Source organism: Metabacillus sp. KH_069 (assembly GCF_057838075.1).
On the sequence record NZ_CM174460.1, the window covers coordinates 1,492,448 to 1,513,994 of the forward strand.

The following is a 21,547-nucleotide window of genomic DNA, read 5'->3' on the forward strand; positions in this document are numbered from 1 at the left end:
TTTGCGTTCTGGGATTTCCCCGATTAAAAAGGAAATCAGGCTGGCTAAATGAATGGTTAATCAGCTGAAAATAGCTATAAAAAACTTACACTCTCGCTAATAAAACCGCATTTTCGCTAAATCCTTTGCTGCATCTATTCATTAGACTGAGATCTTCGAAAAAAGTTTTAAATACCAGTCGTTTTTTTCAGAATACATGAAAAATAAATTTATAGAATAATATTTTCAAATTTTTATTTTATTAAAAGCGCTTTCATGTTAGAATGAATTTGTCGAAACGTTTCACATTGAATTCCGCTTATTTAATAAAGGAATTATTACATATATTTTAAATTGATGTGAAACGTTTCAAATTATAATCGGAAATAACTCGGAGGTGGACAATGAGTACGATTGTTCGAGTTGGAATTATCGGGTGCGGAGGAATTGCGACCGGGAAACATATGCCTGCTCTCGCACGGCTGAAGAATGTACAGATGGTGGCTTTCTTTGATCTCGTTGAAGAAAGAGCGATTGAAGCGAAAATGCAATATGGATCAGAAATGGCCGAGCATTACACAGACTTTAGAGAATTGCTTGCAAATCCTGGAGTGGATGTTGTACATGTATGTACGCCGAATGATTCACATTCAGACATTTCAATTGCAGCTTTGGAGGCTGGGAAGCATGTGATGTGCGAAAAGCCGATGGCAACTTCTGCTGCTGAAGCACGAAAAATGCTTGAGACGGCAAAGCGTACAGGCAAAAAATTATCGGTTGCCTACCAGAATCGCTACCGGGCAGACAGCCTGCATTTAAAAACGCTTTGTGAAGAAGGCGAGCTTGGTGATATCTATTTTGCAAAAGCACATGCCATCAGAAGACGTGCAGTACCGACGTGGGGCGTGTTTTTGGATAAAGAAAAGCAGGGCGGAGGTCCATTAATCGACATCGGCACTCATGCACTTGATCTGACGTTATGGATGATGAATAATTATGAGCCAAAAATGGTTGTCGGAACAGCTTTTCATAAACTTGGCACAAAAGAAAATGCTGCAAATCTCTGGGGCCCTTGGGATCCTGAAAAATTCAAGGTCGAAGATTCCGCTTTTGCCTATATTACGATGCAAAACGGAGCAACCATCTTCCTTGAGTCAAGCTGGGCACTGAATTCCGTGAATGTCGGGGAAAGCAAATGCACCCTGATGGGAACAGAAGGCGGAGCTGATATGGATAATGGCCTGCGCATCAATGGAGAGCGGCACGGCAAGCTTTATACGACGTTGGTGGACTTGGATGAATCAGGTGCATCCGTTGTTGACGGCAAGCTTGAAAGCGAAGCAGATATTGAAGCAAGACTATGGATTGAATCCATCATTGAAGATAAAGATCCAATTGTAAAACCTGAACAAGCTCTTATCGTAACTGAAATTTTGGAAGCGATTTATAAATCGTCCGAAACAGGCGAACCTGTTTATTTTGAAAGAAAAGAATAGTATTTTAATCTAGGAATCGATTTCATAACCTAACCCTCAGGAGGAAATAATCATGAAAACTTTAAAAATCGGCGTTATCGGATGCGGAAGCATTTCAAAGCACAGACATTTGCCAGAATGGGCTGGAAACAAATTTGCTGAAATCGTTGCTGTCTGCGATATTAACGAAGACCGTGCAAACCTTACAGCACAGCAATACAATGCAAAAGCATTCACAGACTACAGAGAGCTTCTTGCCCTTGAAGAGATTGACGCTGTAAGCGTTTGTACTCCAAATGCCCTTCATGCGCCAATTTCAATTGATGCGCTTAATGCAGGCAAGCATGTTCTTTGTGAAAAGCCAATGGCTACTTCAAAAGAAGAAGCAGAAGCAATGATCGCAGCTGCAAAAGAAAACAGCCGCAAGCTTATGATCGGCCACAACCAGCGTTTTGTGCCTTCTCATGAAAAAGCTAGAGAACTGATCAAAAACGGAGAAATCGGCAAAGTATTCTCTTTCCGTACGGCATTTGGCCACGGCGGTCCTGAAGGCTGGAGTGCAGACGGACGCGAAAGCTGGTTCTTCAAGAAAGAAGACGCTTTTATCGGTGCAATGGGAGACCTTGGTGTTCATAAAGCGGACTTAATGCGCTACATCCTTGGCGAAGAAGTGACAGAAGTGGCAGCATTCGTTGATACAGTTGCTAAAGAAGGCGCAGATGTTGATGATAATGCAGTATGTGTGTTAAAAACAGAAAGCGGCATTATGGGGTCTCTCGCAGCGAGCTGGTCTTACAGCAAAGAAGATAATGCAACAGTCATCTACGGTGAAAAAGGCGTTCTTCGTTTAGAAGATCATCCAGAATTCTCTTTAATTGCGCAATATACTACAGGTGAAGTAGTAAACTATGAACTTGGCAAAATTCAATCAAACGATGAAGGCGGACAAACATCTTCAAAAGTCATCGATAAATTTGTAGACAGCATTATCGGCAACACGGAGCCTGCTGTTTCCGGAGAAGAAGGCTATAAATCTCTTAAAATCGTTCTTGGCGCTTTAGAGTCAAACGAAACGAAAACAATCGTTAAACTTTCATAAGGGGGAGAAATCATGACGAAAAAAGGACTTCAGCTCTATACAATCAGAACGCTGCTCGAAAAGGATTTTCTCGGCACTTTGAAAAAAGTGGCGGATCTCGGGTACGAAGGGGTACAGTTTGCAGGCTATTATGACACGCCTGCCGATCGTCTGAATACAGCATTAAAAGAGTATGGACTGAAGGCAGCGGGGAGTCATGTGCCTTATGACCAAATCACGGGGGATGGGCTTAAACAAGTGATTTCTTACAATCAGGAAATCGGAAACGACCTGATTATCATGCCTTATTTGACGGAAGAGCAAAGAACAGGTCTTGATGATTACAAGCGCATTGCAGAAGAATTGAACAAAGCGGGTGAAATCATTAAGCAGGAAGGCTTGCAGCTTGCATATCATAATCATGATTTCGAATTTCATCAATTCGGACAGCAGACACCTTTTGATGTTCTGCTGAATGAGACGGACGCAAAGCTTGTAAAATTCGAGCTTGACTGCTATTGGGTTTCCTTTGCGGGACTTGATCCTTTGGCTCTTATCAAAGAGCAGCGCGATCGTGTTGTTACCCTCCATATTAAAGATATGAAGGAAACAAATGGCGAGAAGCAGAGCACGGTCATCGGCACGGGACAGCTTGACATGAAATCATTGCTTACCCTTGGAAAAGAGCTTGAGCTGCCATGGTTTATCGTTGAACAGGAGCACTTTGAAGGCGATTTAATGGACGCAGTTGCGCTCAATTCGAAAAAAATGGACGAGCTATTAAAAGCATAGAAAGGAAGATTACGATGAAACTTGGAGTATTTACTGTTTTATTTTCAGATAAAAACCTTGATGAGATGTTAGATTACGTAAAAGCATCAGGTGTTGAAGCTGTTGAGATTGGAACAGGCTGCTATCCTGGTAATGCACATTGCTCTTTAGAAGAACTTCTAGGCAATAAAGAAAAGCAAAATGAGTATTTGGAAAAAATCACTTCACGCGGACTGACAATCAGCGCGTTCAGCTGCCACGGCAATCCGATATCACCGGATGCGGCATTTGCTGCTGAATCTCATGAAACTTTGGTTAACACAATTAAACTTGCAAATGAAATGAACGTTCCTGTTGTAAACTGTTTCTCAGGAACAGCAGGCGATCATGAAGACGCAAAATATCCAAACTGGCCGGTAGCACCATGGCCGAACGAATACAATGACGTATTAAAATGGCAGTGGGAGCAAAAATTGATTCCTTACTGGAAGGAAGTCGGCGAGCTTGCACAAAGTCTAAACGTGAAAATCGGTTTAGAGCTTCACGGCGGATTCCTTGTTCATACTCCGTATACTCTTTTAAAACTAAGAGAAGAAACATGTGATGCGATCGGTGCAAACCTTGACCCAAGTCACTTATGGTGGCAAGGCATTGACCCTGTAGGCGCCATTAAAATTCTTGGCAAAGCAGGAGCGATTCATCATTTCCATGCAAAAGACACATACCTTGATCAGGACAACATCAACATGTATGGCTTGACAGACATGCAGCCTTACGGCGAAATTCAGTCAAGAGCATGGAATTTCCGTTCTGTCGGCTGCGGACACAGCATGCAGGAATGGTCTGATATGATCAGCGCTCTTAGAACATACGGCTATGACTATGTTGTGAGCATTGAGCATGAAGATCCGATCATGTCGATTGAAGAAGGCTTCCAGCGTGCGGTCACAAACCTGAAAAGCGTATTAATTAAAGAACAGCCGACGAATATGTGGTGGGCTTAAGCAGTATTCTAAGGTTAAATCGGTTCTATTTCGCATTCAAACCGGCCATTACGTGCCGGTTTGAATGGCGATAGACCGTCTCCCCACACTCAAACTCTCCGGGAAGATCCCCCGTTAAAGTCATCTCAGGCAACTAGAAAGAAGCATGGAAAGTAAGGTGGAGAAACGTATGGCCACAATCAAAGATGTTGCAAAATTGGCAGGGGTAGCTGTTTCAACAGCATCCTATGCGTTAAATCATAAGTCAAGAGTGAATGCAGAAACCGCAAAACGTGTGCTCGAAGCTGCAAAAACGTTAAACTACCAAAAAAACGGGATTGCAAGAGACCTTAAACGAAGCAAAACCGAAACAATCGGGATTATCGTGCAGGATCTATCCGGACCTTTTTATTCTGAACTGATGCGCGGTGTACAAGACACGCTGCTTACTCATCAATATGGTCTTATCGCCTGCAGTTCCATCGGAGGCAATGTGACAACAGCTTCGAAGTTTTTGCAGGAACGCCGTGTGGATGGCGTCATTATTTTGGCTGAAAGCCTTCCGGATGAATTGATTCTTCAATCAGTCAGAGAGGATTTTCCAATCATTGTCCTTGACCGGAAGCTTGACAGCGATTCGATCATTCACGTGCTTGTCGATAATTTTTCTGGAGGCTATCAGGCCACACAGCATTTAATTGACCTTGGCCACAAGGAGCTCGCATATATTGGAGGACCTTCCCATAATCGTGATAACCAGCTTCGGTTTGAAGGGTATAAACAGGCCCTTAAAGACTCATCCATCACTCTGCATCCAAGCTGGATCCTCCAGGGACAATATACGAGGGAAGGCGGTTATTCTGCTGCCAAAATCCTTATGATGCAGGGAAATGCACCATCTGCCGTCTTTTGTGCAAATGATGAGATGGCTGTCGGAGCATTAAAAGCATTTAAAGAATCCGGTCTGCAAATTCCAGATGACTTATCCATCATCGGCTTTGACGATATTGAAATTTCCCAATATATCTCGCCGCCGCTCTCGACGGTCAAGCAATCGAATTATGAAATAGGTTCTCTCGCAGCTCATCTTATCTACCAGGCTTTAAATGAGGGGATTGAAGGGAAAGATTACATTCTGCCGACAGAGCTTGTCCTTAGAAAATCCACCAGCGCTGCTAAAAAAATGGAGACTTGAAAGCAATCAGGATCTCTGATTGTTTTTTAGTGCTGTCTTGGCTGCAGCATAGCCGCAGGTCAGTGCGTGAAACAAGGAATTTACCGTTTTTCATGCTATAATAGAAGGTATCTTTAAAAGGAATGGAGTGATATCGTTGAAAACAGGTCCATTTTTCGTGAAAATCTGGTCAAATGGTCAAGTGATGATCCCTTCCTACATTCGAAAAAAACTGAACATACAGACAGGTGAACGGGTCGTCGTTCAGACAGATGGAAAAACCATCGATTTAATCATGGATGATAACAACGCCTTTGAAAACGAAACAACTTTAAGCAGCAAGGGAACGATAACCATACCTAGTGAGATTCGAAATATATGTGAAATTGATGTGGGAGAAAAACTGAAGATAGAATGGAATGAACAGGGGCAAAAAGTGACCTTTGTTCCTCCAGATGAAATGACAGGTTCAAATAAACTATCAAGCTGATCAGCCGGCCGCATCACAGGCCGGTTTCAGTTTGTACGGGGGTAAATAAGTGAGAAACATACATAAGGTTCTAATCCTCTGTCTTCTTGCCCTGTCCCTGTCTGCATGCAAGGATGAAGATGAGGGCCGTGACCGGAGGCTTGTTGTGGTTGAGGATATGCTTGAAGCCATTCTGGATGAAGATAAAAGAGATATGAGAGACATCTATTTAGAAGGAGCCTATCATTCTCCTCAAGAGCTGATCTCGCTGAAAAAGAAGTGGAAGATAGACAATCTGGAACTCGAAGATTTTGTAATCAAAGAAGAAAGCTTTTATGTTTTCCGTGCCTATTATGATCAGGATGATCAAAAGGAGACCAAGGCCATTGCCTTTCGCGTGAGAGAAACAGATGAAGATGAACTGATCGTTGATTATGTGGATCAGGTGGTTGAAGAAAAAAAGAATCCGTAAAAAGGGATTGTCCAATAAGTCTCTAAAATGAAGCAGGCAGGAAAACAAATGTTATTTCCTGTCTGCTTTTTTCTGTAGGCTCTATTCGTAAACCTTTGTTGTTTTAGACTACATGTTAAAAATCTTGAGTGGATTGGAGCGGAAGGAGCTTGACTCCTGCGGGAAATAGAGCGAAATGTGAGACCCCGCAGGCATGCCGAGGAGGCTCACACCGGACCGCGGAAAGCAAGTTCCTGCAGCGGAAAGGAACGGACAACATTTATAATCGAAAACAATAATTACGCGAAAACAGACTTTCTGGACAGCCCTTTAAGGTGAAAGAATAAATTTCTGCCCATTTATATTCACAGCGGATCTTCGTTTAATAGCCTGAGCTCCCGCTTTTTTAAACTTGCTAGTTCAATACTTGATTCTTTCGTTCCATCCATTTCGATGGTTCTATCTGCATGCCGATATTCAAAATGCGGTCAAGCTGCTGGCTTGCTTTTAGGGTAGTCACGGAAGTAAGTCCGTCTCTTTTGGCGCTTTCAAACATTTCCTGCCGATATTTCTCAATTAGAACATCTACCATATTCAAGAGAATCACCTCACATTTCATGCTAAATATCCGTGAATAGTTTATATATCGTCACTTTTTACCTGTTATAAACAACTGTAAGAAAAATAATTATAAAGAAGTCAGTTTTTTAAGCAGACTTCGAAATTCGTAATTCAGCCTCTCAAAATCTTCCCGCGAAAGACCGCTTGAATTCAGCATGTATTCTGGGACACGGTGCGCTTCTTCTTTCAGGTTTTGGCCTTTTGCCGTTAAACTGATTTCTACTTTGCGCTCATCTGCTTTTGAACGAATGCGCTCAACCAGACCGGCCTCTTCAAGTCTTTTCAGAAGGGGGGTGAGTGTGCCTGAATCTAAAAAGAGCTCCTTGCCTAAATCCTTCACGCTCATTTTTTCATGCTCCCACAAAACAAGCATGACCAAATATTGAGGGTATGTGAGTTCAAGCTCCTGCAAAATGGGTCTGTACATTTTTGTCATCTCCCTGGAACACGCGTAAATGGAAAAACAAAGCTGATGTTCCAGGCTGAGAGGAAGTTTCTCTGATGGCATTGGTTCATTGCTCCCGACATTTATTGATTGACAAACCCATTATAACGTTGCTATATTAGTTTTGCAAAAACAAATTGTGTACAATTTAATTGTATAAAATGAAAAGGGGATAATAGCATGCAAAAACTTTACACAGCAACTGCAACTGCCACAGGCGGAAGAGAAGGAAGAGTCCAAACGAAAGACAAGGAGCTTGACCTTGCCATTGATATGCCAAAAGCACTTGGCGGAAGAGGCGGAGAGGGAACGAACCCTGAGCAATTATTTGCAGCAGGATATTCCGCTTGCTTTGACAGTGCATTAAATCTGGTAGCAAGAACAGAGCGCGAAAAAATCGGCCAAACATCTGTTACATCACATGTCTCGATCGGGAAGGACGATTCTGGTTTCGGCTTATCTGTTATTTTAGAGGTTCACATTCCTGATATATCAAAAGAAAGAGCGGAAGAGCTTGTACAGAAAGCTCATGGCGTTTGTCCTTATTCAAAAGCAACAAAAGGAAATATCGAGGTTGAATTAAAAGTTGTCTAATACCTGAAAAAGAGCTCATGTCCAAAAGGACCGAGCTCTTTTTTTTATTGGATTGCAGCCTGTACATTGATAAGTCCTGCACCATAATAAAATGGATCACCAAGTCGAACAGCTGTATTTTTCAAGCGGTTCCGCACTTCGATATTTGACATGTTCGGGTATTTAGAAAGAATTAATGCGGCTGCACCTGCTACATGCGGTGATGCCATCGACGTGCCATTAAAAGAGGCATATTTATTGCCTGGGACCGTACTCAATATGCTGACACCCGGAGCCATGACTTCAAGCTCTGAGCCGACACTTGAAAAAGATGCCCGGCTGTTTGCTGAGTCGACTGCACCTACTGCAATAACGGAACTGTATTTGGCAGGATAGCCAATTGTGTTTCGTTTGCCTTTAGTGCCGCTATTTCCAGCAGCTGCAACAACAACAACGCCTTTATTATAAGCGTGATCGACAGCCTGCTGCAGAGCAGTTGATCCCGCGCTGCCGCCAAGACTCATATTGATGACATCCATTCCATTGTCAACCGCCCACTCAATGCCTTGAGCAATTCCGCTGTATGTTCCGCTTCCAGAAGAATCTAGAACTTTTACAGCATAAAGTGAGACATCCGGGGAAACGCCCAAAACACCTGTTGAATTATTCAATGCAGCAACAGTCCCGGCTACGTGAGTTCCATGGCTGTCACCATCTATAAATGGATTCGGTTCAGAGGAAATAAAGCTTGCGCCTCCTGCAACATTCAAATCTTCATGAGAGGCATCAATTCCTGTATCAAGAACAGCAACTTTTACACCGCTGCCTTTTACTCCCGAAGATTGAACAGCATCTGCTTTTATTTGGGGAATTCCGTATGGAACGGTCTGGCCAATGGCCTTTGCTTCAAAATCTTCCTCAATAAAAGTGACATTCGGATTCTTTTGAAGAGCAGCGCTTGCCTGATCAGGCAGAGAAGCGTGGACCACATTCATATATTTATATTGATGCTTGACCTTGCCGCCGGCACCCGAGATTATGTTTGCCTTACCTTTAGAATCTTTGACAGATGCCTTAATTCCTATTAAATAATCTTTCTTAGCTGAAATAGCGTTTGCAGACTGTGCAGAAAAAATCATGGAAAAAAACAGAACAAAAGCAAACAAAATACTCAGAGCCTTCCACTTTTTCATGAATAAACCCCCTTAAATAGTATAGAATAATCATAGTGTCTAAAAAAGTTTGACTATTCTATCAATTATGCTACCATTTTAATAGAGTCATTTGTATTGGGAAAGGCGGGGCTATTTTCAGGAATAATAGGGAGAAATAGGAGGGATGTTTCCTGGGATTTTTGGATATTGGGAAATATGGGTCTTTATTTTATGTATTATTCAGAAAAATTGAGTCTATTTTCCCAATACGAAAGCAAAAGGATTCGGCATAATAAAGAGAGAACTAAACATACAGATTAGTATAGATGAGGTGCTGAATATGGAAATCGGAAGTCGAATAAGGTTCTATCGCATACAGCAGAATAAGACGCAGGAGGAACTTTCACGAGGCATCATTTCCACTTCTTACTTATCGAAAATCGAAAACAATCAGACGACCGCAAGTATTGAGGTCCTTGATTACTTATGCAGCAGACTAGAGATCAACCTCATCGAAGAAGAAGAAATCCCCCTGATGAAATCCTTATTTGACTGGTACCATGATATCGTTCACCGCAAGCACGATCATCTGAAAAAAAGGTACATTGACCTGCAGAAAGAAATTCAATCATCAAGTGACACTACAGCCATGATTTACTTTGTACTGTTTGAATTCAGGTATTTGCTGACTGAAAGAGAGTTTGCAGAAGCGGATGCATTGCTTGAAAAAATCAATTTGTACAAAGATATCTTCGAAGAAAAGATGACCTATTATTACGAGAAATTTGTCGGCCTTCATCACTATCTTCAAAGTAAATATTCTTCAGCCCTTATGCACCTTAAAGGAGCGGAGCGCTTTTTAACGAAGCACCTGCCGTTTGAGAAGTGGGAGGAAGCAGATCTCTATTATTCGATTGCCCTGACTCTGAGTCAATTAAGAAAAGCGGCACTGGTCATCCAGTACACTCACTTTGCTTTAAATATATATCAATCAAGATATGATCTAATGAGATGTGCGGAGTGTCAGATCTTGCTTGGGATTAATTATTTGCGGTGCGAAGAGCATACCCGCTCAGAAGAAAGCTACTTGCTGGCAAGGAAAATTGCCGAGCAGCTGAATGATAAAAGTCTGCTTGGAATGATCTATCACAATATGGGGTATCTCAGTTCAATCACCAGAAAATATGAACAGGCAATTGATCGCTACAATGAAGCTCTGCAATTTAAAGATAAGAATGAATCATTAAGCACCATTTTTTCGATTCTGTATGCCTATTATCAGTTAGAAAATAAAGAAGAGGCTGAGAAGTGGATAGTAGAGGGCAAGACGATATTAGAAAATAACCCTAATCAGGAATATCACTATCACTTTAAAATCTATGAATATTTACTGCAGGATAATCTCACTTCTGAATTTGAATATTTTATGATGGAAGTCGTTATCCCTTATTTTATAGAGCACGAAAAACAGCAGTATATCATCGAATATTCAGAGCTTATGGCATCCTACTTTGAAGATCGCCACAAATACAAATCAGCCGTTCAATATTACCAAATCGTATGCAGCGCTTTGAAAAGGGCATATGCTAACTAAATAACAAGGGAGAGCTTGTCATGAAAAAAATAGTTATGGGCATCACCGCTGGAGTTTTTTCATTAGCATTTGCAGCAGGAGTTGGATTATTTTCTGAGCCGGATCATCCGAAGATTGTATCAGAGCCGGATCACCCGAAAATCGTTTCTGAACCAGATCATCCGAAAATCGTATAAATATTTGAGAAAGACGGCGCATAAGCGCTGTCTTTTTTTTCTTGCAGAAAAATAGCATCGCGGCTTTTGGCGGGGTTTCGGAAATAATTCATGGGGTTTCCAAATTAATTCGCGGAGTTTCGGAAATAATTCATGGGGTTTCCGAATTAATTCGTGTACTTTTGGAAATAATTCGAGGGGTTTCAAATTTAATTCGTGTGCTTTCGAAAAATAATTCGTGCGGTTTGCATGTTCAGCCGGGTGAAGGAAATTGATTTCGTTTTTCTTAGTCTCTCTCTTAATATTCTGTCAAAATAGCCGATGAACAAGATATGAGCCTTATTTCACAGGAGAAATGGAACTGAAGTGAGGAATATTGTCTATAGTTCAGAAAAGAGGGGGCACCTAAAGGATGAAACGGTTTAATAAAAGGAAGCCGAGAGAGAAAAAGAGCTTTGCATCATTTACGCTAAAAGGTAAGCTGCTCGGCAGTTTTTCGGTTATTATTGTGCTCAGTCTGTTGATGGCGGCGTTTAATATTGTTGGTTTCAGCATGGTTAACAGCGGGACAAAGCAGATTGTGCAGGAAGATATGCAGTCGCTTCTCGCAGAAGGAAAGCTCAGAGATAATATTACGCAGCGCGTGTCTCTTATTAGAGCGTATTTTATTTATGGAAAAGATGAATATAAAGATCAATATTATGAGCTGACTGAAGAAAGTCAGGCGCTGCAGAAAAAACTTCTTGTCCAAAGTGATAACCCGAAAAGCCGCGAGTTAATGGAAAAAAGTGCTGAATGGGAAGAAATCGTGGAAGAAGAAGTCATTAAAAGCTTTGATTCCGGAATGAGAGTAACGGCGAATCAAACGCTCCGCGGGGATGTGCAAAATCTTGCAGATGAGCTGACAGATGGGTTTGATTCTCTCGCCAGTGAACGAGAAAAGACCATTATCGAAGATGGAGATGCAATCATTAATCAAGGCCGGTTTATTAATATTCTTGGGATTGTGTTTTCAGTTGTGATTGTCGCAATCGGTGTCTTTCTGGCCATCCGGATTTCTAATATGCTCACAAAACCGATTTTGGCAATCGTCAGGCGAATGAAGGCGATCTCGAATGGTCAGCTGAACCATGAGCCTCTTGTATCCGATACACGCGATGAAATAGGCGACCTCATCCATTCTGTAAATGAAATGAATCAGCAGCTGAATGGCATTGTGAAAGATATTTCAGGAGCCTCTTTATCTGTTGCAGAGCAGAGTGAACAGCTTCAATCCTCATCAAAAGAGCTGAAGGCAGGCAGCGAGCAAATTGCCTCAACTATGCAGGAGCTGTCTTCAGGTGCAGAAACACAGGCAAACTCAGCGTCCGATCTGGCTGAAACAATGGGCGAGCTGATGAATTCGATATACATCGCCAACCAAAATGGCCAGGCTGTCGCAAAAGCTTCTGCCGAAGTGCTGAATCAATCACAAACAGGCTACTCATTAATGAGCGAATCTGTCAGTCAAATGAACCGCATTAATGATTTAATGGAAAATACCGTTCTGAAAGTGAAACGGCTTGATGAACAGTCAGGACAGATTTCCACTTTAGTAGACGTCATTCAAAGCATCGCAGACCAAACCAATCTCCTGGCTCTGAATGCAGCAATCGAAGCAGCACGCGCCGGAGAACATGGGAGAGGTTTCGCAGTTGTGGCAGATGAAGTCCGCAAGCTTGCTGAACAGGTATCAAGGTCGATTGTTGATATTAATAAAATAGTAGGCAATGTCAGAAAAGAAACAGAAGAAGTAGCTGAAAACCTTGGACACGGATACGAGCAGATAGTAAAAGGGGCAAAATCCATTCACCATACAGGGGAAAGCTTTTCTGAAATCAAAGCTTTTATTGAAGATATGTCAACTAGAATTGTCACCATTCAGACGGATTTAAATCAGATCATGAAAAACAGTGAATTAATGAATGAATCCATATCAAACATCGCATCCGTATCGGAAGAAGCAGCTGCAGGAATTGAACAAACAGCCGCATCCGCAGAGCAGTCCAGCCAGTCCATGGAAGAAATCTCAAGCAACGCAGATTCTTTATCAGACTTGTCTGGAAAACTGAGCAGGCTCGTTAATCGGTTTCAGTTTTAGACATATCGGTTTGAATAAATTCGAGTATCATGCCGCTGGATTTTATGCATGATTTATAATGAACCCTTACCTAAAAAGCTCAGAGCATAACGACTCTGAGCTTTTTGTGCATCATTGATATGAATTTTTTGCTCCTCATTTCTTATTCCGGAAATGAAATTGCGCGTTAAGCTGGCCTTCGAGCATTTTTTTGCGGTAATCCGGTTTGCTTCGCATTTCTTTTTTTCGCATTTCTTTGAGGATTTCATTTGTCTGTACGCCATCTTCACGTTTGTTTGCGATTTCCATGAGCCTCTCGACATCGGAAAATGAATATTTTCTTGTTCCCCGTGTTGTTCTTTGCGGAGAAATTAAATGTCTTTCTTCATAATAGCGGATCTGCCTTAATGATAAACCCGTGAGTTCGCTGACAATTCCAATTGAAATTACTTTTTTGTCTTTATATGAGTGGTCGTGCTGTTCCATCTTTCCACCCCGCACATTAGATTCTTTTTCCAATTATACCTCACTCTGAACTGGAAAAGTGAAGTTTTGTGAGAAAATCTAACATGGTTTGTAAGAAAAAGAAAATAGTATGTAAGGTTTATTGACAAGAATGCTGATAAAAGTTTTGTTTCTTATTAAACTAACAGTAAGAGTTTGAAGGAGGAGACAGCATGGACATGAAGAAGGCAGCTGAAATTGCCAAAAAAATAGTGGAATTAGATGTAAGGAGGGATGAGATGCTTGAGGATCTGCAGACCGTTATCGGGAAAGATGCTCATGAATTTCTGCGCTTTGTGCAAAATGGCTTCTTGAAAAAATCATCCTGATTGGCTGCTGAGGGGATTGAGGAGGAATAGCCTGCCAAATATTGAGTCAGCTCATGGATGTATTCTTCTGTGAATAATGAAGTGACATCACCGAAACGGTTAAGATTCGTTTCATATGCACATAAAAATAGAAGCTTTTCATCTGGAATAGAGAGGCGTGCGCAAAAGAGCTGTTCATGCTTTGGTTCAAGGGTATTAAGGAAGTAAATGTCTTGATCATGCTGGTTTCTGCGGAAAGCTGCCGGCCGAATATGCTTCACTGTTTCATCATCTCCTGGATCAATTTAGAAACTAGTGTCGACCATTTACAGCTTTTTAACACATGTCAGTGAATTTTTACACTCACTTAACTGAAGGGCAACAATTAGCGGGTAGAGTGAAGAGAGGACAAAATGAAAGGGGAAATGAGAATATGAGTAAATTATTTCAAAAAGCATTGGAAGATCAAAGAGCCTTTTACTGCAAAAAGCTATTATCGCTTGGCATTTATAATCCAGAAGTTTTGAGCAGCATGACTCTGTCAGAGTTAAAAAAGGAATATCATTATTTTTATAACAATATCCCTCTAATCAAGCTTTCACATAAAAAGTCTGTTTGAACCCTGAGTTCAGAGTGTTTAAAAAAAGAGCATTCAACCTGTATGTGATCTTGTCTTTATTGGGGCTTGGAGGAACTTTTCGGATGACAGAATCAATTTCACGCCTGCTGCTTTCGATAAATTCATGTAATAATGATAGCCTCGGTTCAAAGTCGAGTTCGTCTCCGGCTTTTTTTCTTGCGAGCAATATAAGAAATATCTCTTTCTGCTGCTGCGCTGCAGGTGACTGAGAGGAAAACGTTTGATGGTTCAGCACCCACTGTGCATACAAAATCCCCTAATCAAAACTCCCCCTATCAATCTCCAAAAACCAATTTTTCTTTCTTATATAGATAAAGCGGATATCATAGTCGCTTTCATCAGAGTGATAGCCTCAGGCTCTGCTTCCTGATTCACAGGCATACAAGATGGAGATATTTTAATTCTTCGATCACTCCCGCAGTGCTTCTTCAATGATTTTCCTCATTCGTTTCCATTTTCCTTATAAAATGAAATTAGAGATAATAGCTTCCACTAATCATTGTGTGTTAAGATGAGAAAAAGATGTGAAGGCAGGGGCTAATTGGGAATGAAACTTGCAGGTATCGTTTTAGCCGGCGGACAGTCACGGCGGTTTGGTTCAGATAAAGCACTCGAGCCTTACGAAGAAAGTACTTTTTTGGATTTTGCTTTAAAGAATTTGAAAGCGGTAACAGAAACCGTGGCAGTTATCGGGCGAACAGATCATTCTAATGAGAATGTTCAATTTTTCGGGGATAGCCCCAAATATAAGGGAATGGGCCCTCTCGCAGGACTATATACAGCTATGAAAGAGGTTCAGGCAGAATGGTATCTCGTACTGGCATGCGATATGCCGCTTATTGATCAGGAGATTTTGACAGCTCTTCTATCAGGCATCACTGAAAAACAGCCGGCTGTCATCCCAATCATACACGGAAAATATCATCCTCTATGCGCCTTATATCATTGCTCGGCTTTATCCGAGATTGAGAGATTATTAGATCAAAAACAATTAAAGATGATGACCTTGCTGGATCAATTGAATCCCGTCTATTTAGACGAATCTAATTTCAAAAATCCCGGCCGTTTTGCCAATATTAATAGGCGAGAAGATTTGAGGATATTAGGAGATGGCCAGTTCTAATTAGTAATGGGGGATAGACCTGTATGATCCCAAAAAGCAGGTCAAATCCCTCAAAAAGGAATCAAAGGCCCTGTATGATTGTACTAAGCAGATCAAATTAAGTAAAAGAGGAATCAATGGCCTTATATGATTCCACTAAGCAGATCAAATTAAGTAAAAGAGGAATCAATGGCCTTATATGATTCCACTAAGCAGATCAAATTAAGAAAAAGAGGAATCATAGGCTCTGTATGATTCCACTAAGCAGATCAAATTAAGTAAAAGAGGAATCAAAGGCCCTGTATTATTCCACTGAGCAGATGAAATTAAGAAAAAGAGGAATCAAAGGCTTTGTATGATTCCACTAAGCAGTTCAAAATAAGGAAAAGAGGAATCAAAGGCTCTGTATGATTCCACAAAACAGATCAAATTAAGAAAAAGAGGAATCAAAGGCCATGTATGATTCCACTAAACAGATCAAATTAAGAAAAAGAGGAATCAAAGGCTCTGTATGATTCCACTAAGCAGTTCAAAATAAGGAAAAGAGGAATCAAAGGGCCGATATGGTTCCCCAAAAGGTCCAATTTACATTAATAAGGAAATCATTAGACCATAATGATGCACCCTATGAATCTGGTGATTCAAATAAAGAAACTACTTCAAAAAACACAAGATTGATAGTAGAATAAATGATAGAACTGTGTGAATTTTAAGACATTTTGAGAATGTTAAAGTAAGAGGGCGATGAGAATGGTGTCTTATACAGATGAAGAACTTGAACTTTCATTGAATTTATTTAAAACGTTTGCAAGAGCTTTTAAAAGTGTGTCAGAGCACTCCATCCGCGACAGCAAAGAACACGGCTTTAATCCGACGGAATTTTCCGTGCTTGAACTGCTTTACACGAAGGGCCCGCAAAAGCTTCAGCAAATCGGCTCAAGGCTGCTGCTTGTCAGCGGCAATGTGACCTATGTCATTGATAAGCTTGAAAAAAATGAATTTATCTACCGTGAACAAGATCCAAAAGATAAACGGTCTGTCTATGCGAAGCTGACTGAAAAAGGACAATCCTATCTGGATGAAATTTACCCGATTCACACGCTTAGAATGGCGCGCGCCTTTTCGGGGCTTTCAACTGAAGAGCAGCAGCAGCTCATGGCCTTGCTGAAAAAAGCAGGCGTTCATAGCCAGCATTTATTGTTTCGTTAAAAAATCCCGCAGATGGCGGGATTTTTTTGATGAATTGATCATTTTTCATGAGATTTTTTATTGTTTAAACAGAAAAAAGTACGCATTCTCCACATTCATTTTCTTTGTATAATCCACCCATTTGATGTTTCTGATTTGAATGTCAAGCTTTGTATTCACTTCATGTTCAATTTCCTGCATGAGTCGGGCCGTCTGATCATAGGTCATGCAAAAGTGTTCTGCGGCCTGCTTATAGGGTGAATGCCTGACGAGCAGCTGAATGAACTGGTCTTTTGATTTTGCCTTTTGTGCAAGCTTTTCCTCCGCATGTTCAATAAATCGATAGAGCTCCCGTTTATCACTTGGCAGGGCAGCAAGGATTTGTTTCGTTAACAAGTCTAATAATGTTGTATTCATGTTATTTCACCTTTTAAAACGTAATCATTACTATTTAAAGTATAAACGATTTCTTTCTTAATTGAAAGAAATGTTTATTTAAAAAAAGAAATCCAAATAAGACCGCTTACTGCTGAAAAAAACAAATGCAGACCTGCGAATATAGCAAATCCGTTTGCGCTTATGACAGTATCGAGCTGAAATAGTATGCCTTGAAAGCTAAGCAAGCTTATAAATATAAGCGCCATGGCTGATTTGTTTTTGGACAGCGTCATAAGTGTGTAAATCAAGCTTGCCAGGCAATAAAAGATGGAGTTGCCCGCAATATGATCACGTGCTGCATCCGAAAACCAGCCTGGCTGAAAATGATACATAGATAAAGGAACAGTTGCAGCCCAGGTTAAGGAAAGAGTGATTGTTACATTCATAAAATAGAGGGACATCTTTTTTGCTGTGAGATTCCCTTTTTTCAAAAGGCTGTACCAGACGGAAGAAATATAGAATGCAGCAGGAAGGAAAGCGGTTGTAAAGTAAGTTTTCCACCAGTGATGCTCGTATATTTCTAAATGCAAGAATAGGACCTCTATGGCAGATATGCAAAAACTGATCAGCAGCATGACTGGAACACTGAGTCTGAAAAAGGCGATGGCGACAGCGGTCATCGGTACAGTCATGACCTGGCTGAAAAGCGATCCAAACGTGCTGTCATAGAAGTGGTCTCTGAAGACTCCGGGCTTATATGTGTATGAATGGCAGAAAACGAAAATGATAATCTCGAAAATGCATGCAAGACCTGCATTAAATAACCATAAGGGAATCAGCATGTGCCGGTCCTTTTTTGCAGCAGCTGCTGCAAGGAACAGGCTTATGAGAAACAGCATGAAAAACCAGATGAAATTAGGCATAAATCGGCTCCAAATATGTAAGGGTATGGCTTATTTTTGACTGCCGCCCGCTTAAATATGTTTTCTTTTTCGATTACGACGGAATACGTGCTCAAAACATGTTAAAACTTGTAATGAAGATCAGCGTTTAATATAGTATCAGTACGATTATCAGATACAGATCCGGGAGATGAAAAGCAGCGTGAAAATAAGTTCTTTTTCCATTAGAAGACCCGTCTTTACGATTGTAACCATGTTTTTAGTGCTGATCTTGGGCATTGTTTCTTTTATTAATATTCCTCTAAAACTCATTCCTGACATTAATCCGCCGGTTGGAGTTGTTGTGACTAACTATCAGGGAGCAAGCCCGGATGAAGTTGTTGATAAAATATCTAAGCCCCTGGAAGAATCGCTTTCGACTTTAGAAGGGATTGACACGATTACGTCAACCTCTCAAGAGGGTGCAAGCTTAATTCTGATGCAATTTTCATGGTCAACGAAAATTGATGATATACAAAATGAAATTCAGAGCAGAATTGCAGATGTCCCTGTGCCGGATGATGCGGATAAACCAAGATTTTTAAAGTTTGACCCGGCGCAATTTCCAATTATCCAGCTGTCGCTTACTTCTGACGGTGACAGGAAAGAACTGCAGCAGCTGACTGAAGACTTAGAGCAGGAGCTGACCAAAACTGAAGGTGTAGCCAACGTCAATCTCTCAGGGCTAGCCGTTGAAGAAGTGAAGGTTGAGCTGAATGAGGATAAGTTAGAGACCTATCAGCTCAGTCAGTCAGAAGTTGTCGAGGCCATCCGGTCAAATGTAGTGACGATGCCCGGTGATCCGATTATAACTGAGGGAAAACAGCTGACGACGCGGGTAATATCGGCGATAGACTCAGTTGAGACTTTAAAAGAAATGATTATTGCCAAAGATCCAAGCAGCGGTGATGATGTACGGCTTTCGGATCTTTCAACCGTTGCCTTAAAACCTCAAGAATCTGACACGATTACAAGAGCCAATCAGCAGCCGTCTATCCTATTAAGTGTGCTTCAGCAGTCAGATGCTAATACGGCAGCTGTATCGAAGGCTTTTCAGGAGAACTTGGATGAGCTCCTTCAAAATGAAAAATACGAATCGATTGCAGCAGACGTCTTGTTCGATCAGGGAGATTATGTCGATCAGGCGATCGGAAACATGCTGAATACGCTGCTGATCGGCGGCATTCTGGCGATGATCGTTCTTTTTATTTTTTTAAGAAACGTAAAAAGTCCGCTAATTATTGGGATCGCCATACCCTATTCTGTTATTGTGACATTTGTCCTGATGTATTTTTCAAAGTTTTCGCTGAACATCATGACGCTCGGAGGACTTGCGCTTGGAATTGGCATGCTTGTTGATAATGCGATTGTTGTGATTGAAAATATCTATCGTCATTTATCGATGGGGAAGGATCCAAAGAAATCAGCTTATGAAGGAGCGAGAGAGATGGGTCCGGCAATTATTGCCTCCACTCTTACGACCGTGGCCGTTTTCTTGCCCGTTGTCTTTATTACAGGAATTATCGGGGAACTTTTTACGGAGTTTGCGTTAACCATCGCCTTCAGTTTATTTGCCTCCCTGTTTGTGGCTTTGACGATTGTCCCTATGCTTGCAAGCAGACTGCTTAAGCGGCCATCTGAAAATCTGGAAGAGAAAAGACGTGATACCGCTTTTATCAGGCGGCTTGATGCAGCAATCCGATGGACCCTGTGCAACCGTGCACTTGTGCTCATTCTCACTCTCGTTCTTTTCGGCGCCAGCCTTTTCGGCTTAACAAAAGCAGGGGCACTCTTTCTGCCGAATACAGATGAAGGATTCTTTACAATCGACGTTGAGCTGGAAAACGGATCGGCTCTTGAAACAACAGAAAAAACAATTGAGGCGATTGAAGAGAAGCTTGAGGATAAAGAGGATGTCGAACTGTATGTAAGTTTGATCGGTTCCACTCAGGAGCAATCTTTCAGAGGGACGGCAAGCACCAACATTGCAGAGGTCTATGTAAAAATGGCGGAGAGCGATAAACGCGAGATTTCAACGTTTGATTTTATTGATGATGCTAAAAAGGAAATCGAAAGTGCCGCACTTGGAGTGAACCGTTCTGCCGAACTTTCCTTTAATGTTCAGTCCACTTCAGGTTCTTCACCTAACACGGTAACGTTTAATGTCAGGGATACAGATGCAGAAAGACTGAAGAAATCAGTCAGCCGGGTTGAAAAATCTATCGCTGAGCTTGGTGATGTGACTGAGGTAACGACAGATCTAACAGATACAATCGAAGAAATTCAAATCAGGGTAGACAAAAAGAAAGCAGCTGATCAGGGACTTGCTCCTGCTCAGATTGGCATGATTGTAGCAGATGCAACCCGCGGAACGGATGCCTTTCAGCTTGAAAATGCCGAAAATAATGAAATCTACAATGTCTCAGTCAGCTATTCAAAGGATGTAACTGAAAACATCGATGACCTTGCCAACCTTCAGATGAAAAAGCCTGATGGCACGTTTATCCCCTTGAAAGAGGTAGCATCAATTGAAACAGGCGAAGGTCCAAGTTCCGTACAGCGCATTAACAAAGAAAGTGCCGTTCAGTTTACAGTGAAGTTTAAAAATTCGGCAAACCTTGGAGACGTGTCAAATCAGATTGATCAGGAAATAGAAACCTTAAAGCTGCCGGACGAAACGGATATTTCCTTCAGCGGAGACAGAGAGCTGCTCGAATCAAGCATCGACGATATGATTCTGGCATTCGTTCTGGCTGTCGTGTTTATTTATATTGTAATGGCCGCCCAGTTTGAATCGTTTAAATATCCATTTGTCATTATGTTTACCGTACCGCTTATGATGATCGGTGTTGCGGCAGCGCTGCTTGCAACCGGAACATCCATCAGTCTGACCGTGATCATTGGAATCATCGTTCTTGCAGGTATTGTCGTGAATAATGCGATTGTGATAGTTGATTATATCAATCAGAAAAAAGCAGAAGGTTATGGAACCTATGAGTCGCTAGTTGAATCGGTAAAGGTAAGAATCCGCCCGATCTTAATGACTGCTTTAACAACCATTCTTGGTCTGATCCCGCTTTCGCTTGGAATTGGTGAGGGGACGGAAATCAACAGGCCGATGGGACTTACGGTGATCGGCGGGCTTATATCCAGCACGTTCCTCACACTATTTGTCATTCCAATCATTTACAGTCTGTTTGATAAAGAGACGCGCACGATGAACAGAAAACTGGCCGCTGCAGATGGTTATCCAGTTGATGCCCGCACGCATGATGTTAAGCATGAAAACCAAGAGGATTCAGCTGAAGCGAAATACAGCCAAAAAGAAATGGTCGATTTGCTGGAACAGATTACAAAGCTTGTTAAAGAGAAAGATTCGGATAAGTAATAATGAGAGTGCTCTGAAGATTCGAGCACTCTTATTGTGTTTTCGTATTTGTTTTAG

22 protein-coding genes and 1 pseudogene are annotated in these 21,547 nt (G+C 41.4%); 16 read left to right on the plus strand and 7 right to left on the minus strand.

Annotated elements, in window-relative coordinates:
• The first annotated feature begins 383 nt into the window (after positions 1-383).
• The 7 genes from AC3ISE_RS07360 to AC3ISE_RS07390 all read left to right on the plus strand — a co-directional run bounded on the left by AC3ISE_RS07360 (position 384) and on the right by AC3ISE_RS07390 (position 6,401).
• The gene (locus AC3ISE_RS07360) at positions 384-1,475 is read left to right on the plus strand and encodes a Gfo/Idh/MocA family protein (protein WP_489223680.1); all 1,092 of its coding nucleotides are present in this window, start codon (positions 384-386) and stop codon (positions 1,473-1,475) included.
• Positions 1,476-1,527: 52 nt separating this feature from the next.
• Complete coding sequence (locus AC3ISE_RS07365) at positions 1,528-2,553, plus strand: Gfo/Idh/MocA family protein (RefSeq protein ID WP_133311555.1); 1,026 nt, start codon at positions 1,528-1,530, stop codon at positions 2,551-2,553.
• A 12-nt stretch (positions 2,554-2,565) separates the two neighbouring features.
• Positions 2,566-3,324: a sugar phosphate isomerase/epimerase family protein gene (locus AC3ISE_RS07370; protein ID WP_489223681.1), complete on the plus strand. Its 759-nt coding sequence runs from the start codon at positions 2,566-2,568 to the stop codon at positions 3,322-3,324.
• 14 nt (positions 3,325-3,338) lie between these two features.
• Complete coding sequence (locus tag AC3ISE_RS07375; protein WP_489223682.1) at positions 3,339-4,307, plus strand: sugar phosphate isomerase/epimerase family protein; 969 nt, start codon at positions 3,339-3,341, stop codon at positions 4,305-4,307.
• Positions 4,308-4,476: 169 nt separating this feature from the next.
• On the plus strand, positions 4,477-5,481 hold the full coding sequence (locus tag AC3ISE_RS07380) for a LacI family DNA-binding transcriptional regulator (protein WP_489223683.1): 1,005 nt from the start codon (positions 4,477-4,479) through the stop codon (positions 5,479-5,481).
• A 136-nt stretch (positions 5,482-5,617) separates the two neighbouring features.
• Positions 5,618-5,950 (plus strand): AbrB/MazE/SpoVT family DNA-binding domain-containing protein, encoded by a 333-nt coding sequence (locus AC3ISE_RS07385; RefSeq protein WP_133311551.1) that lies wholly within the window; start codon positions 5,618-5,620, stop codon positions 5,948-5,950.
• A 49-nt stretch (positions 5,951-5,999) separates the two neighbouring features.
• The gene (locus tag AC3ISE_RS07390; protein WP_489223684.1) at positions 6,000-6,401 is read left to right on the plus strand and encodes a hypothetical protein; all 402 of its coding nucleotides are present in this window, start codon (positions 6,000-6,002) and stop codon (positions 6,399-6,401) included.
• A gap of 394 nt (positions 6,402-6,795) precedes the next feature.
• On the opposite strand, the gene AC3ISE_RS07395 is transcribed toward AC3ISE_RS07390, so the two are convergent.
• Both AC3ISE_RS07395 and AC3ISE_RS07400 read right to left on the minus strand, forming a co-directional pair.
• Entirely contained in the window at positions 6,796-6,972 is a 177-nt protein-coding gene (locus AC3ISE_RS07395) for an aspartyl-phosphate phosphatase Spo0E family protein (protein ID WP_489224289.1), read from the minus strand.
• Between the two features lie 96 nt (positions 6,973-7,068).
• Entirely contained in the window at positions 7,069-7,509 is a 441-nt protein-coding gene (locus tag AC3ISE_RS07400) for a MarR family winged helix-turn-helix transcriptional regulator (protein ID WP_489223685.1), read from the minus strand.
• Between the two features lie 117 nt (positions 7,510-7,626).
• Between AC3ISE_RS07400 and AC3ISE_RS07405 the strand changes: the two genes are divergently transcribed.
• Positions 7,627-8,040: an organic hydroperoxide resistance protein gene (locus tag AC3ISE_RS07405; RefSeq protein ID WP_070879419.1), complete on the plus strand. Its 414-nt coding sequence runs from the start codon at positions 7,627-7,629 to the stop codon at positions 8,038-8,040.
• Between the two features lie 44 nt (positions 8,041-8,084).
• Here the strand turns inward: AC3ISE_RS07405 and AC3ISE_RS07410 are convergent, their stop codons facing one another.
• Positions 8,085-9,212, minus strand: coding sequence for a S8 family peptidase (locus tag AC3ISE_RS07410; protein WP_489223686.1), 1,128 nt, complete (start codon positions 9,210-9,212; stop codon positions 8,085-8,087).
• Between the two features lie 301 nt (positions 9,213-9,513).
• Here AC3ISE_RS07410 and AC3ISE_RS07415 point away from each other — a divergent pair, with 301 nt between their 5' ends.
• The 3 genes from AC3ISE_RS07415 to AC3ISE_RS07425 all read left to right on the plus strand — a co-directional run bounded on the left by AC3ISE_RS07415 (position 9,514) and on the right by AC3ISE_RS07425 (position 13,062).
• A complete protein-coding gene (locus tag AC3ISE_RS07415) occupies positions 9,514-10,767 on the plus strand; it encodes a helix-turn-helix domain-containing protein (RefSeq protein WP_489223687.1) in 1,254 nt (417 codons plus the stop codon).
• A gap of 20 nt (positions 10,768-10,787) precedes the next feature.
• Entirely contained in the window at positions 10,788-10,943 is a 156-nt protein-coding gene (locus AC3ISE_RS07420) for a hypothetical protein (protein ID WP_154318085.1), read from the plus strand.
• A gap of 391 nt (positions 10,944-11,334) precedes the next feature.
• The gene (locus tag AC3ISE_RS07425) at positions 11,335-13,062 is read left to right on the plus strand and encodes a methyl-accepting chemotaxis protein (RefSeq protein ID WP_489223688.1); all 1,728 of its coding nucleotides are present in this window, start codon (positions 11,335-11,337) and stop codon (positions 13,060-13,062) included.
• Positions 13,063-13,197: 135 nt separating this feature from the next.
• On the opposite strand, the gene AC3ISE_RS07430 is transcribed toward AC3ISE_RS07425, so the two are convergent.
• A complete protein-coding gene (locus tag AC3ISE_RS07430; protein ID WP_133311544.1) occupies positions 13,198-13,527 on the minus strand; it encodes a MerR family transcriptional regulator in 330 nt (109 codons plus the stop codon).
• Positions 13,528-13,718: 191 nt separating this feature from the next.
• Here AC3ISE_RS07430 and AC3ISE_RS07435 point away from each other — a divergent pair, with 191 nt between their 5' ends.
• Together AC3ISE_RS07435 and fbpA are read left to right on the plus strand one after the other, a co-directional pair.
• Positions 13,719-13,874 carry a hypothetical protein gene (locus AC3ISE_RS07435; protein WP_165970943.1) on the plus strand — a complete coding sequence of 52 codons (156 nt, stop codon included), beginning with the start codon at positions 13,719-13,721 and terminating at the stop codon, positions 13,872-13,874.
• Between the two features lie 412 nt (positions 13,875-14,286).
• Positions 14,287-14,472: a Fur-regulated basic protein FbpA gene (gene fbpA, locus AC3ISE_RS07440; protein ID WP_070879423.1), complete on the plus strand. Its 186-nt coding sequence runs from the start codon at positions 14,287-14,289 to the stop codon at positions 14,470-14,472.
• Between the two features lie 277 nt (positions 14,473-14,749).
• On the opposite strand, the pseudogene AC3ISE_RS07445 reads toward fbpA, so the two are convergent.
• A pseudogene (locus tag AC3ISE_RS07445) lies at positions 14,750-14,833 on the minus strand (DNA polymerase beta superfamily protein); the annotation flags it as partial.
• A 207-nt stretch (positions 14,834-15,040) separates the two neighbouring features.
• Here AC3ISE_RS07445 and AC3ISE_RS07450 point away from each other — a divergent pair.
• Both AC3ISE_RS07450 and AC3ISE_RS07455 read left to right on the plus strand, forming a co-directional pair.
• Complete coding sequence (locus AC3ISE_RS07450; protein ID WP_489223689.1) at positions 15,041-15,616, plus strand: molybdenum cofactor guanylyltransferase; 576 nt, start codon at positions 15,041-15,043, stop codon at positions 15,614-15,616.
• Between the two features lie 729 nt (positions 15,617-16,345).
• A complete protein-coding gene (locus AC3ISE_RS07455; protein ID WP_489223690.1) occupies positions 16,346-16,804 on the plus strand; it encodes a MarR family winged helix-turn-helix transcriptional regulator in 459 nt (152 codons plus the stop codon).
• Positions 16,805-16,861: 57 nt separating this feature from the next.
• On the opposite strand, the gene AC3ISE_RS07460 is transcribed toward AC3ISE_RS07455, so the two are convergent.
• Together AC3ISE_RS07460 and AC3ISE_RS07465 are read right to left on the minus strand one after the other, a co-directional pair.
• The gene (locus tag AC3ISE_RS07460; protein ID WP_489223691.1) at positions 16,862-17,200 is read right to left on the minus strand and encodes a hypothetical protein; all 339 of its coding nucleotides are present in this window, start codon (positions 17,198-17,200) and stop codon (positions 16,862-16,864) included.
• A 74-nt stretch (positions 17,201-17,274) separates the two neighbouring features.
• Positions 17,275-18,084, minus strand: a complete 810-nt coding sequence (locus AC3ISE_RS07465; RefSeq protein ID WP_489223692.1) for a hypothetical protein — start codon at positions 18,082-18,084, stop codon at positions 17,275-17,277.
• A gap of 181 nt (positions 18,085-18,265) precedes the next feature.
• Here AC3ISE_RS07465 and AC3ISE_RS07470 point away from each other — a divergent pair, with 181 nt between their 5' ends.
• On the plus strand, positions 18,266-21,490 hold the full coding sequence (locus AC3ISE_RS07470) for an efflux RND transporter permease subunit (protein ID WP_489223693.1): 3,225 nt from the start codon (positions 18,266-18,268) through the stop codon (positions 21,488-21,490).
• The last annotated feature ends 57 nt before the right edge of the window (positions 21,491-21,547 follow it).